This window comes from Mycobacterium scrofulaceum, from assembly GCF_002086735.1.
Taxonomy (GTDB): Bacteria; Actinomycetota; Actinomycetes; order Mycobacteriales; family Mycobacteriaceae; genus Mycobacterium; species Mycobacterium scrofulaceum.
In genome coordinates, this window is record NZ_MVIJ01000084.1 from 1 (window position 1) to 12,472 (window position 12,472).

Below are 12,472 nucleotides of genomic sequence, written 5' to 3' on the forward strand. Positions count from 1 at the left end.
GGGTCGGCTTCGGGGGCGGGCATGCCGCCGACGGCATAGCACAGGCTGGGAAACAGCAGCGCGCTGCCCGGTGTGGTGACGTAGGTGCGCCCGGCCGGGGAGGTCAGTATCAGCGTCCCATCGCCGAGCTGTTTCTCGGCCCAGCCGCAAAACGACTTGATCAAATGATGGGTGCGGCAGTAGCACTTGAGGTTGCCCGCGTGGGTGGGCCCGCCCGCGGCGTACGGGATCGTGTGGTCGATGTCGCATCCGATCGCGGGCACATCGCAGCCCGGCCAGCGACACGTCAGGTCCCGGCAGCGCACGAAATCGGCCAGCGCCTTCGACGGGGTGTAGCCCTGCTCGGGTGGGGCACAGCCGGGATGCACCAGCGGTACCAGCTTGGCCGATGTGGCGAGCTCGGCCACCAGCTCGGGGGTGATCAGCCCGTCGGCGCCCACCACCGATCCCGGCGCGGCACCGGCGCCGGTCACGGTGGCGTGTTCGGCGATCACGTGGATCACCACCGGGGATGCCACTCGCCGCGTTCCGGCCGCGCAGTCGGTGCGCCCGCACCGACAGCCCAGCCGGTCGGCCCCGGCGGCCAGCGCCCCGAGCGCGTCGGCGCGGCGCTGCTCGCGGGTGCGCGGATCGCCGGCGCACACCGTGGCCGCCAGCGCATCGAGCCGCTTGTCTAGGGCGTGGGCATCCGGGGTGAACAGGGTGCCCTCGATGCGCGACACGCCGCCCACCACCTCACCGAGGACCACCTCCCGGTCGCTGTGACGCTGGCGGTGCTGGCGCAGCGCATCGGTGTCGGCGCGGGCCACGATCTTGTCGATTTGGCCGGCAAGCCGCGAGCGGGTCATCGACGGCCAGCGCGCCACCGTGGCCGCCAGCTGCGCATCCACCCGGGCCAACACCTCGCGGTCCTCGATCAAATCCGTGCGGTACACGATCGTGGCGACAAATCGAAAGTCGATGTCCCCTGCGGCAAACACCTGCCCCACGTTGGGCAGGCGCTCGCGCAGCGCACGGGCGTAGCGCACCCGGCTGGCCGCCAACCCCTGCGAGATCCGCAGCTCGGCACCCACCTCGGCGGCCACTGCGGCCATGGTGTCGATCGCCCACTCCTCGGTCTCACCACAGCGCGAGAGCCGGTAGGCGAACAACTCCCCGATCGCCACCAGTTGCGCCGCAGCCGCCCGGTTCTCCGCGCGCGTCGACGCACCGATGCGTTCCAAGAGCGCCGCCGGCGCCGCGGTCTTGGACGGGTGGCGGGGCTCGAACTGCTCCTCCAACCGGGCAATCGACTCCGGCGAGGGTCGCGACCCGGACACGGCTTCGAACATACATTCGATTATGCCACCAACGTACGACACATCCGTATCGACGTGGTCGCGCGGCTACCGGCCCTCGCCGTAGATGCTGGTCACCCAGATGTGGGTCAGGGTGTCGACCACCCGGTCCTCGTGGACCGCGGGCCGCTCGGCGGAAAGGGCGGCCATCATCGTCCGCTCGTTCATCTGGTTCAGCGAGGTCGCCAGGTCGACGGCCGGGATCGTCTCCGGCGCCGCGCCGCGGGCGCGTTCGGCGGTGATCATGGCCGCCGTCTGGTCGATCCACTTCTGCATGAAGCCCAACCACACGACGCGCAGCTCGGAGCTGGTCGCCAGCGCTTCGGTGGCCGCGCGCGCCAGCCGGCGGTGCGTGCTGAAGGCCGTGAAAAAGGCCTTGATGCCGTTTCGCCACACCCGGCGCGGGTCGGTGGGCAGCCGCTGCACCGCGCCGTCGAACTCCGAGTCCGCGCGGGCGATCACCGGCTCCAGCAGCGACAGCAGCACGGCGTCCTTGGACTTGAAATAAAAGTAGAACGTCGGCCGCGACAGGCCAGCGCCTTTGGCCAGGTCATCGACCGAAATGTCGGCGAACGAGCGCTGTTCGAGCAGCCGTTCGGCCGTCGCGAGGATCGCCTGCTCGCGGTCATCGCCCGAGGGCCGAATCGCACGGCGGCCGCGGAGGGCGCGAGTCTGGCCGGCGGTGGTCACAGCCGCCACTTTACACGATGTCGAATCTTTCAACACCCTGTTGACTGCGTCGACACACCGTTGATACCGTGGCCCCATGAGTGAGCACATTGACGTGATCATCGTGGGCGCCGGCATCTCGGGAATCAGCGCGGCGTGGCATCTGCAACAGCGCTGCCCGACCAAGAGCTACGCGATCCTCGAGCGCCGCGACGACCTCGGCGGCACCTGGGACCTCTTCAAATACCCGGGCATCCGGTCGGACTCGGACATGTTCACCCTCGGGTTCCGGTTCAAGCCCTGGCGCTCGGCGAAGTCGATCGCCGACGGCGCCGACATCAAGGCCTACATCAACGAGGCCGCGGTGGAGAACAAGATCGACCGCCACATCCGCTATCGCCAGCGCGTCGTTGCCGCCGATTGGTCCGACGCCGAGAACCGCTGGACCCTGACCGTCGAATCCGACGGCCAACAAAGCGAACTCACCTGCTCGTTCCTGTTCGCCTGCACCGGTTACTACAACTACGACGAGGGGTACTCGCCCACCTTCCCGGGCGCCGAAGACTTCGGGGGGCAGATCGTGCACCCGCAGCACTGGCCGGAGGACCTCGACTACGCCGGCAAGAAGATCGTCGTGATCGGGTCCGGCGCCACCGCGATCACCCTGATCCCGGCCCTGGTCAACTCGGGCTCCGGCCACGTCACGATGCTGCAGCGCTCGCCGACCTACATCGGCTCGCTGCCCGGGGTCGACCCGTTCGCCGAGCGCGCCAACCGGCTGTTGCCGGAGCGCCTGGCGCACGTCGCGAACCGGTGGAAGGCCATCGCGTTCAGCACCTTCCAGTACCAGTTGTCGCGGAAACGCCCGGCCTACATGCGCAAGACGCTGATGACGATGGCCAAGCGGCGCCTACCGAAGGACTACGACGTCGAAAAGCACTTCGGCCCCCGATACAACGTGTGGGACCAGCGGCTGTGCCTGGCGCCCGACGGCGATTTCTTCCGGGCCATCCGGCACGGCAAGGCCGACGTGGTCACCGACACCATCGACCGGTTCACCAAGACGGGAATCAGGCTCACCTCGGGCGAGGAGCTGCAGGCCGACATCATCATCACCGCAACGGGATTGAACATGCAGCTGCTGGGCGGGGTGCGGCCGACCCGCAACGGTGAGCCGATCGAGCTGACGTCGTTGATGACCTACAAGGGCCTGATGTTCTCCGGGGTGCCGAATTTCGCGATCACCTTCGGCTACACCAACGCGTCGTGGACGCTGAAGGCCGACCTGGTCTCCGAGTTCGTCTGCCGGCTGCTGAACTACATGGACGACAAGGGATTTGACTTCGTGGAGCCGCAGCATCCCGGCGACGACGTCGACGAGCTGCCGTTCATGGATTTCAGCCCCGGCTATTTCCAGCGGGCGATGGATCTGCTGCCCAAGTCGGGCTCGCGCGCGCCGTGGCGGCTCAAGCAGAACTACCTCTTCGACATGCGCACGATCCGGCGCGGCAAGGTTGCCGACGAGGGTCTGCAATTCGCGAAAAAGCGTGCCCCGGTAGCGGTTTAACGCTTGACGACGACGATGCCGTCGTCGTCGCTGTAGGCGATCTCGCCAGGTACGAACGTCACCCCGCCGAGTGCGACCTCGACATCGCGCTCGCCGGCGCCGGTCTTGCTGCTCTTGCGGGGGTTCGTGCCCAGCGCCTTGATGCCGATGTCCAGGCCGTGCAGCGCGGCGGCGTCACGCACCGCGCCGTTGATGATGAGCCCGGCCCAGCCGTTGGAGCGGGCCAGCTCGGCGATGACGTCTCCGACCAGCGCCGAGTGCAGCGATCCCCCGCCGTCGATCACCAGCACCCCGCCCGCGCCCGGCTGCGAGAGGACCGATTTCAGCAACGCGTTGTCTTCGAAGCAGCGCACCGTGCTGATGGGCCCGGCGAACCCGGGGCGGCCGCCGAACTGGCGGAATTGGACGTCGCAGCTGCGCACGCCGGGTCCGATGTCGTCGACGAGGTCGGCGGTGGGCTGGAATGACACGGTCACGTCTGACACCGTAGCGGCTACGGAAGGCTCAGCGGCGCCGCAGCTGCCGGATCAGCAGGATGGCCAGCAGGCTGACGGCCAGGGCGACGAGCAACGGCATCGGGGACTGGATCAGCCCCGCGGCCGGAGCGTCGGCCGGTACCGGGTTGTTGGCGGCGTCGACCGTTGATTTCGCTTGTGCCGCTACGTCTTTGGCGGCCGCGGCCAGGTCGCCGTTGGTTTCGATGCGCTGCTGCACCTCGAGGGGTGGCTCGGCGGCCTTGGTGGGGGGCGGGGCGGCTTTTGCGGGAGCCTTTTTGGCCGGCGCTGACTTGGCGGGGGCCTTCTTGGCGGGCGCCTTCTTCGCGGGGGCTTTCTTGGCGGGCGCTTTCGCGGCCTTCTTGACCGCCTTGGCCGGGGGCTGCTTTTCCGGCGGCGGGGTCGATGCGCCGTCGTCGGGTTCGCTGTTGGGTTGGTCCTGCGGGTCTGCCATGCGGCCGCTCCTCGAGCTTTCTTCGGTAATTTTCTAGCCCACGCGGGTTCTCCGAACCCATCATGCCAGCACGAGCGCGGGCACCTCGGCCGCCGTCACGGTCTGCGCCGCACCGCCCACACGGCGCCGGCGGCGACGATCACCACCGCCACCACGACGAACGGCCAGACCGGGACGTCACCGCCCGCGGGCGCGCCGGCGGCCGGCGGACCCGGTGTGCCGGTGCCCGGCACGGTCAGCCGAAACGACCAGGACCCGGAGACCACGTGGCCGTCGGCCGAGGGCACGCGGTAGTTCACCGTGTAAGCCCCCGCCGGTCCCAGCGGTCGCAGGTCGACGGCGACCACCGCGCCCCGGACCGTGGGGTCTCCGGTGGACCACACGTTGCCGTCGGGCCCCACGACGGTCATGGCCGCGAACGTGGTCTGCAGCTGTTCGTTGAAGGTGGCGCTCACCCGCTGCGGACCAGCGGCGAGAACCGCGTTGTCCGCCGGATCGGTGGCGACCCGCGCCGCATGCGCCGCCGCCACCGGCGCGCCCATCGTTGCGATCGCCAGGATCGCGGCGACGAGTGCGGCGATCGCCGGCCGCCTCATGCCCGTCGGCGGATCAGCGCGACGGCGATTCCCAGCGCGGCCACGACCAGCGCCGCGCCGCCCAACAGCCGGGCGGTGTTGTCCGAGGATGCCGGGCGCGGCGGCACGGTCGCCTGCTCGGCCGGCCCGGCCGAGGGCGGCCGGTGGCCGTGGGCGGCCACCGGCCCCGCGGCAAGTGTCAGCGTCGGCGCCGGGTACTCCGGCTCGCCGCCACCGGGCTGGGGCGGCTGGTCCCACTTCACGACGGTGCCGTCGGAATACGTCTGCGTGGCGGGGAGGCTGACGGTATCGGTGTCGGGCAGCTTTACCGATATGCGGAACAGGGCGAATTGATCCGGGCCGATCCCGCCGCCCGGCGTGGCCGTCCAGGTCACCGAGTGCACGCCGCCCGATGCCGCGTCACGGTCCAGCTTGGCGGTCCACCCCGGCACGCTCTCGGTGCGCGCCGAGGCCACGTCGGGCAGGGCGACACTGAGCGCGGTGGTCATCGCGCCCGTGTTGGATTCGTTGGGGACCTGGAAGGTGACGATCGCCATCGCGCCGCGAACCGCGTTGTCGGCACTGGCGTGCACGTGCGCCCAGGCCGACGGAAGATGTGCCGCCGAGGCCAGGTAAAGCGCGACGGCGGCGGCCACCGCGATCGGGAAGCGGGTCATGGTCGAACTGCTGCGCCGTCGCATGCGTCAGCTCAGACCGAGCCGGGCCATCAGGTCCGCCTCGATGCCGTCGAGCTGAGACGCGATCGCGGCGTGTGCCGCCCGGCGGCGCGCCGCCGGCATGTTCTCGGCGGCGGTGACGGCCGCCGACAGATCGGTCAGCCGCTCGGTGATGGCCGACACGAACTGCTTGGTCTCGGCGTCCTTGGGCTTCTTGTCCTGCACGGTGCGCAGCGACCTGTCTGCCCCCGCGATGCGGGCGGAGAGCTGAGCACCGTGGCCGGAGAACTGTCCGATCTGTGCCAACGGAATCCCGAGTTGGTCCGCACGGCGCTGATCGACGAGTGCACGTGCCGAGATCGCGGCCCGGTAGATGATCGGGGTGAGGATCGGCGCGAGCAGCCGCGACACCGTTAGCGCCCGGCGGATCCGCGTGGGTGACAAGACCTTGCCTTCCCGCGCCGCTTTGAGTTCGGTCTCGGCGACCTTCAACGCGTTGCGGTCGCTGTCCCGTTGGGCCTTGATCTGCGCCCTGAGCGCTTTGGCCTCCGCCCGGTGGGCGGCCTTGTACCGGCGAGTCTCGTTCCTGGCGGCGAGCTTGGCCTCCAGCTTCGCGCGGGCCTTGATCGCGCGGGCTTCGGCGCGACGCGTCGCGCGACTCTTTCGCTTGGGGAACAGGCCCATTCCCTCACCGCCTCCCCGGTCTCTGGTCGACTGTCGCGCGTGCGCGATCCGTGAGCCAACCCTAATGGGAATGGGCGGGGGCGAGCCCTCCAGGTCGGGGCCGGGACGTGCCCTAGGCGTCGAGGTGCTCGGCGCGACGAAGCTCGTTGACCCGCTGCATGACTTCCTGTTGGGCCTCGGGGGACAACTCGGCGGCGCGCAGGGCGAGGCGGCGCACGCCGTCGTCGCGCAGCGTGGCCAGGAACGACAGTTCCCCGTCGAGCTTCTCGTAGTACTCGTCGTCGGTGAAGTACGCCGGCTTGATGCGGAAGAAGTTGGCCAGCGCGGCCATGGTCGCCGCCGACGGGTTGGTCCGGTTCCCCGAACGCAACTGCGACAGGTAGGGAGCCGACATCGTGATGCCCTCCGCCTTGAGCGCCGCGATCACTTCCGCGGAGGTGTGCGGCCCGCGTCCGGGCGGATACACCGTGTCGAACAGGCGGTTCAGGCGAGCAGCGAACGTCGTGCTCATTGGATATGACCTCCACTGGGCTGTAGAAGTGAACTATTACTTAGGTGTATTTGCTGATCATGGTAGCGAGGGTTGGTAGCCCTAACTAGGTGCAAACCCTCGTGGATTCAGTCCGGGCGTAGCTGAGGCTTGCCGATGCCACACTTGACGAGCGTCTAACTGATTCGCTGGGGTGTCCACTAAATCAGCGAAACTCACAGGTTATCCGCAGAATTCGGCATCGCGTCCGAGGTGGCGGGCCGACGGCGTGTGGCCCGGCGAAGTGTAGGATGGCCAAGTGCTGTGCGGTCGCACCGCAACCGGGCAGCAATTTATGATTGCTTAACGCCTTATTTGCTGTCGGAACAGTCTCGCGGCCGGAATTCGCCGCGCCGGGTGCTGTTGCGGGCCCTGTTCGGGCCCGTCGGTCGCCGAGTCGGCCGGTGCCGGCGACTTCGCGCAAGGGGCGGCGCCCTCATCGGGTGATCAGCGGGATGACCGGGTTGCGGGTCGCGCCTGTCGGCTTCGAGCGACGGGCCGGCGGCTTACGCCGCGAGCAGCATCGCCAGAATCGCGGTGTCCGGGTGGCTGATGGGGTCGACGCCGACGCGGCTCACCATCGACGTGATGGTGCCGTCGGCTTCCGCTTCCACCCAGGCCGCCCGGTGCTCGAGTCCCAGATAGGGCAGCCCTGGGAGCAGCACGCATCCCGAAGCCGCCCCGCTGCATTCCGGCAACGACGGGGTGGTCTCCGACGGCGGATGCAGCATCAGCAGCGCGGGCGGTTGGTGATCGGCGAAATAGCCTGGCTGGATTGCCGATTCACCGAACACCGTGCCCTCGGCGAGCACCAGGCCGACGGTACCCGGCTCGGGTTCCTCGGGCAGCTCCTCGCGGGCGCCGAAGACCGTTGTGGTGGAGAGTAATCCGGGCAAGGAGGCCACCCTGACCGCCACCATCAGCAGCTGCGCCCATTCCTTGGTGGAATCGGGCCAACGGCCGGAGATCACAAACCCTTTGAGGGCACCACGAGCATGGAAAGGGGAAACCCCTATCGGGCGGTCAGACCCAGTCTCCATTTCGACCTCCGCGTGACGCCTCCGTCCGATAACCACACTGGTAGCTCGAATGATCAAGCATGCCTGCGGGTTCTGCGCCGTGCAACCCGACACGGCCAGTGGCGCACATCTTTCCGGAATGCCCGATTCCCGCCCGGGCAAACGACAGGGGCGCCGCGCGAGCCGCGCGACGCCCCTCTCGATCGAGGCGGACTCAGCCGAAGATCAGCCCGTTGGTTTTCGACGTGGCGGCCTCGTACCGCTTCTGCACGTCGGCCCAGTTGACGACGTTCCAGAAGGCCTTGACGTAGTCGGCCTTGACGTTCTTGTACTGCAAGTAAAAGGCGTGCTCCCACATGTCGACCTGCAGCAGCGGAATGATGCCGAGCGGGACGTTGGCCTGCTGGTCGTAAAGCTGGAAGGTGAGCAGCCTGCTGCCGAGCGTGTCATAGCCCAGCACCGCCCAGCCCGAACCCTGCAGGCCGTTGGCGGCCGCACTGAACTGGGCGCGGAATTTGTCGAACGATCCGAACGCGTCATCGATCGCGGCGGCCAGTTCTCCGGTCGGCTTGTCGCCGCCGTCCGGCGAGAGGTTCTTCCACCAGATCGAGTGGTTCACGTGGCCGCCGAGGTGGAACGCCAGGTTCTTTTCGTTCAGGAAGATCGCGGCGTGGTCGTCATTGGCGCGTGCCTCTTGGAGTTTGGCGACGGCGTCGTTCACGCCCTTGACGTACGTGGCGTGGTGCTTGGTGTGATGGATCTCGTTGATCTGACCCGAGATGTGTGGTTCCAACGCTGCGTAGTCCCAGTCCAGGTCGGGCAGGGTGTATTCAGCCACGGCGTTCCTTTCTTCGATTGTCTTCTTACGCTCATTGCGCGGGCCTGCCACGCGGCGGCCAGCCGTAGACAACCCTGCTCCATGACCGCGCGGACCGCAAGGAAGACCGCTATGAGCTCCGAAGGCGAATACCCGTTCGGCGTCGGTTCAAGACAAGACGATGAGAGCGAGAACGGCGAGCAACGCCAGGGCGATCAGCCCGGCGCGCAATGCGGCGACGCTGTAACTGTGATTCCACGCGGGCGAGCCGGAGTACGACTTCGAGGCGGCCGGTGAACCCGGACCGAACGAATGCGTGGCCATCAATCGCCTTTCACCCGCTCCTCACCCCGGTAGTGAGGTGAGTCACAAACACTTTTCGCGAAGGCGATCATAGCGCTTATGCGCGGGCTTGGAAAACGGCGCTCTGATCTGCGGGTTGGCCGCGGATTGCCCCTCCGGCCGGGTGACCGCCGGTCACTTCTCATGGGGGCCCCGGTGCTTAGTACGCCAACCGATTTCGCTAACCGCGGTCCCGGCCTGTCGATGGGCAGGCAGTGATACCGCGGTGTTATCCACATGTCGAACCACGGTCGAGCGTCAGCGCTGTAGTAATGCTTCCCTTACCCAAGATCGGCGTGTGGATAAACCTGTGGAAACTGTGGATAGCCGCGCGGGCTGAGGAGATAGCCGACCGGCGGGGGCCCGGGCCACCGCGAAGCGTTCCGCGGCGGGCGTCGTCGCACGGTTAGTCTGGTCCGGTGATCCAGGTGTGCTCCCAGTGCGGCACTCGGTGGAACGTGCGCGAGCGACAGCGCGAATGGTGTCCCCGTTGCCGGGGGGCCCTGATGGCACCCCTGCCGGAAGCGCCGGCGCCCGACCCGCGCTGGACCCCTCAGCAGCCCGCGCCGGTGAGCCGGCCGGTCGGGGCCCGGGCGTGGCAGCGCACCCCGCCGCGGCTGCCGCCGGGGTTCCGCTGGATAGCCGTTCGTCCGGGCGCGGCGCCGCCCAGCCGGCGTGGACGGCGGCCCCTCGGCCCTACGCCGCGCTACGCCGTGGTGCCGCGTTGGGGTCTGGCCGACCGCGTCGAACACCCGGTCTCGACCGCCGGGGCCCCCGCGCATCCGGCGCCATCGGTGCCGATGATCCGCACCACGCTGTTCGTCAGCCTGCTCATCCTCGGCTTCGCCGCCCTGGTCTACGTCGTGCGCTACGTGCTGCTGGTCGTCAACCGGAACACCCTGCTGAACAGTTGGGTCGCCGCCGGCGCCGACTGGCTCGGCATCCTGGCCAGCGTGGCGGCCATCGCCGCGGTTTTCACCTCCGGGGTGATGCTCATCCGCTGGCTCATCGCGCGCCGCGCCGCCGTGTTCGCGCATCACGGGCTGCCGGAACCGCGGTCCAGCCGGGCGTTGTGGGCCGGGTGCGTGGTGCCGCTGGCCAACCTGCTGTGGGCGCCCGTCTACGTCATCGAGCTGGCGATCCTCGAAGAGCACTACGCACGGATACGCCGGCTCATCGTCCGGTGGTGGATCGCCTGGGTCGCCAGCTACTTGGTCTCCGTCTTCGCGATGGTGACCAGCTTCGCCCGGGACGCCCAGGGCATCGCCAACAACACGATCACGATGGTTTTCGCCTACCTCCTCGCCGCCTTGACGCTGGCTGCGGCCGCCGAGGTTTTCGAAGGCTTCGAACGCAAACCGGTCGAACGGCCCGCGCACCGCTGGGTCGTGGTGTCCGACGGTCCGGTCCCGTCGGCACCGGTTGAGCTGGAGGGGCAGGAAGCGGCAGCATTAGGCGTATGACGTGGGCCGAGGAGGTGCTCGCCGGGCATCCCTTTGTGGTGGCCCACCGCGGCGCTTCGGCCGCGCGCCCCGAACACACCCTGGCCGCCTACGACCTTGCCCTGAAGGAGGGTGCCGACGGGGTCGAATGCGACGTGCGCCTGACCCGTGACGGCCACCTGGTGTGCGTCCACGACCGCCGGCTGGACCGGACCTCCACCGGGGCCGGCCTGGTCAGCACGATGACCCTCTCGGAGCTGCGGGAGCTCGAGTACGGAGCGTGGCACGACAGCTGGCGCGAGGACGGCACGCACGGCGACACCAGTTTGCTCACGCTGGACGCCCTGGTGTCGCTCGTGCTGGATTGGCGCCGGCCGGTGAAGCTGTTCATCGAGACCAAACACCCGGTCCGGTACGGCTCGCTGGTGGAGACCAAGCTACTCGCGGCGCTGCACCGCTTCGGTATCGCGGCGCCCGCCTCCGCCGACCGGTCCCGCGCGGTGGTGATGTCGTTCTCGGCGGCCGCGGTCTGGCGCATCCGGCGGGCCGCCCCGCTGCTGCCGACCGTGCTGCTCGGCAAAACCGCGCGTTACCTGGTCAGCGGAGCTGCCACCGCCGTCGGCGCCACCGCCGTCGGTCCTTCGCTGGCGACGTTGAAGGAGTATCCGCAGCTCGCGGACCGCGCGATCGCCCAGGGCAGGGCGGTGTACTGCTGGAACGTCGACGAGTACGAAGACCTCGACTTCTGCCGCGACGTGGGGGTGGCGTGGCTGGCCACCCATCACCCGGGCCGCACGAAGGCGTACCTGCAGAACGGCCGCGCCGGCGCCGGCGGCGCTTAGTCCGCCGGGGCGGCGGGCACCGGCGCGTCGGAGGCCAGCGCCTCGAACAACCGGCTGGCCTCCTCGTGGTTCCACACCACCACCGATCCGGCGTCGCCGGTGGTGAACTCCCCGATCGGGACGGTCATGGTGGCGGGTGAGCCGTGCAGCCCCCAGCCGAGGCGGACCAGGTCCCACACGTGGTCGCCGCGGTCCACGGTCAGGGCGTCGGCGACCGCGCGCGGCACCGCGTACCAGCGCCACGGGTTGAGCCACACCGCGGGACTGGCGGCCGCGTGCAGCAGCGCCGCCACGAACTGCCGCTGATTCGCCATCCGGTCCAGGTCCGCCCGCGGGGTGTCGCGCGTCCGGACGTACCCCAGGGCGTTGCGGCCGTCGAGTTTTTGGCATCCGGCCGGCAGGTCGATGCCGGCCAGGGGGTCGTCGAGCGGCGTCGCCGGGCAGACCGTCACCCCGCCGAGCGCGTCCACCACGCCGGCGAATCCGCCGAATCCGATCTCGGCGTAATGGGCGAGGCGCAACCCGGTGGCCAGCTCCACGGTCTGGGCCAGCAGGGTCGCCCCGCCCATCGCGAAGGCGGCGTTGATCTTGTCCCGGCCGTGACCGGGGATCGGGACGTAGGAGTCGCGCGGTATCGAAACCATGGTCACCCGTCCGCCGGACCACAGCTCGGGCAGGTGCACCAGCAGGATCGTGTCCGTCCGGCTGCTGCCGATGTCACCGCCGGTGGCCAGGTTCTCCTGCTGTTCGGCGCTCAGCCCCTGGCGGCTGTCGGAGCCGACGAGCAACCAGTTCGTGCCGCGTCCGGCGCCGGGGCGTCCGGGGTAGTCGGTCAGGATGTCGTCGCGGTGCAGCCGGCTGTCGAGCCAGACCGCCCCGCACACGGCGGCGATCCCGACCAGCAGCGAGCCGACCACCAGCGTCGACGCGAGGGCGCGCACCCAGCGCCGCCAGCCGCGCCGGCGCGCACCGGGGGCGGTGGGCCGGGGCGGGGGCGGCGACTGCCGGCTTCGCGGTGCGGGCG

Annotated in this window: 15 protein-coding genes; 3 read left to right on the forward strand and 12 right to left on the reverse strand. The window is 69.2% G+C overall.

Annotated elements, in window-relative coordinates:
- On the reverse strand, positions 1–1,331 hold a 1,331-nt coding region (locus BST44_RS27655), incomplete at its 3' end, for an HNH endonuclease signature motif containing protein (RefSeq protein ID WP_083179949.1).
- A 54-nt stretch (positions 1,332–1,385) separates the two neighbouring features.
- The gene (locus BST44_RS27660) at positions 1,386–2,027 is read right to left on the reverse strand and encodes a TetR/AcrR family transcriptional regulator (protein WP_083179950.1); all 642 of its coding nucleotides are present in this window, start codon (positions 2,025–2,027) and stop codon (positions 1,386–1,388) included.
- A gap of 76 nt (positions 2,028–2,103) precedes the next feature.
- On the opposite strand from BST44_RS27660, the gene BST44_RS27665 reads away from it, so the two are divergent.
- Positions 2,104–3,573 (forward strand): flavin-containing monooxygenase, encoded by a 1,470-nt coding sequence (locus BST44_RS27665; protein WP_083179951.1) that lies wholly within the window; start codon positions 2,104–2,106, stop codon positions 3,571–3,573.
- Here BST44_RS27665 and rraA read toward each other — a convergent pair.
- From rraA to BST44_RS30570, 9 genes are all read right to left on the reverse strand, one after another.
- Positions 3,570–4,049 (reverse strand): ribonuclease E activity regulator RraA, encoded by a 480-nt coding sequence (gene rraA, locus BST44_RS27670; protein ID WP_083179952.1) that lies wholly within the window; start codon positions 4,047–4,049, stop codon positions 3,570–3,572. The genes BST44_RS27665 and rraA overlap by 4 nt on opposite strands.
- Positions 4,050–4,077: 28 nt before the next feature.
- On the reverse strand, positions 4,078–4,521 hold the full coding sequence (locus tag BST44_RS31395; RefSeq protein ID WP_083179953.1) for an Rv3852 family protein: 444 nt from the start codon (positions 4,519–4,521) through the stop codon (positions 4,078–4,080).
- A 95-nt stretch (positions 4,522–4,616) separates the two neighbouring features.
- Positions 4,617–5,117: a copper resistance CopC family protein gene (locus tag BST44_RS27680; RefSeq protein WP_083179954.1), complete on the reverse strand. Its 501-nt coding sequence runs from the start codon at positions 5,115–5,117 to the stop codon at positions 4,617–4,619.
- Positions 5,114–5,773, reverse strand: coding sequence for a YcnI family protein (locus BST44_RS27685; protein WP_083179955.1), 660 nt, complete (start codon positions 5,771–5,773; stop codon positions 5,114–5,116). The genes BST44_RS27680 and BST44_RS27685 overlap by 4 nt, the downstream gene beginning before the upstream one ends.
- 27 nt (positions 5,774–5,800) lie before the next feature.
- A complete protein-coding gene (locus BST44_RS27690) occupies positions 5,801–6,457 on the reverse strand; it encodes a DUF6474 family protein (RefSeq protein ID WP_083179956.1) in 657 nt (218 codons plus the stop codon).
- A 112-nt stretch (positions 6,458–6,569) separates the two neighbouring features.
- A complete protein-coding gene (locus tag BST44_RS27695) occupies positions 6,570–6,968 on the reverse strand; it encodes a helix-turn-helix domain-containing protein (RefSeq protein ID WP_083179957.1) in 399 nt (132 codons plus the stop codon).
- A gap of 524 nt (positions 6,969–7,492) precedes the next feature.
- Positions 7,493–8,026 carry a hypothetical protein gene (locus BST44_RS27700; protein ID WP_007166863.1) on the reverse strand — a complete coding sequence of 178 codons (534 nt, stop codon included), beginning with the start codon at positions 8,024–8,026 and terminating at the stop codon, positions 7,493–7,495.
- Positions 8,027–8,219: 193 nt separating this feature from the next.
- Entirely contained in the window at positions 8,220–8,843 is a 624-nt protein-coding gene (locus BST44_RS27705) for a superoxide dismutase (protein WP_083179958.1), read from the reverse strand.
- Between the two features lie 147 nt (positions 8,844–8,990).
- The gene (locus BST44_RS30570) at positions 8,991–9,146 is read right to left on the reverse strand and encodes a hypothetical protein (protein WP_007166861.1); all 156 of its coding nucleotides are present in this window, start codon (positions 9,144–9,146) and stop codon (positions 8,991–8,993) included.
- A gap of 437 nt (positions 9,147–9,583) precedes the next feature.
- Here BST44_RS30570 and BST44_RS27710 point away from each other — a divergent pair, with 437 nt between their 5' ends.
- Together BST44_RS27710 and BST44_RS27715 are read left to right on the forward strand one after the other, a co-directional pair.
- Positions 9,584–10,627: a DUF4328 domain-containing protein gene (locus tag BST44_RS27710; RefSeq protein WP_083179959.1), complete on the forward strand. Its 1,044-nt coding sequence runs from the start codon at positions 9,584–9,586 to the stop codon at positions 10,625–10,627.
- Positions 10,624–11,448: a glycerophosphodiester phosphodiesterase gene (locus BST44_RS27715; RefSeq protein WP_083179960.1), complete on the forward strand. Its 825-nt coding sequence runs from the start codon at positions 10,624–10,626 to the stop codon at positions 11,446–11,448. The genes BST44_RS27710 and BST44_RS27715 overlap by 4 nt, the downstream gene beginning before the upstream one ends.
- Here the strand turns inward: BST44_RS27715 and BST44_RS27720 are convergent.
- The coding region (locus BST44_RS27720; protein WP_244184970.1) for an LCP family protein at positions 11,445–12,472 on the reverse strand (1,028 nt) is incomplete at its 5' end. The genes BST44_RS27715 and BST44_RS27720 overlap by 4 nt on opposite strands.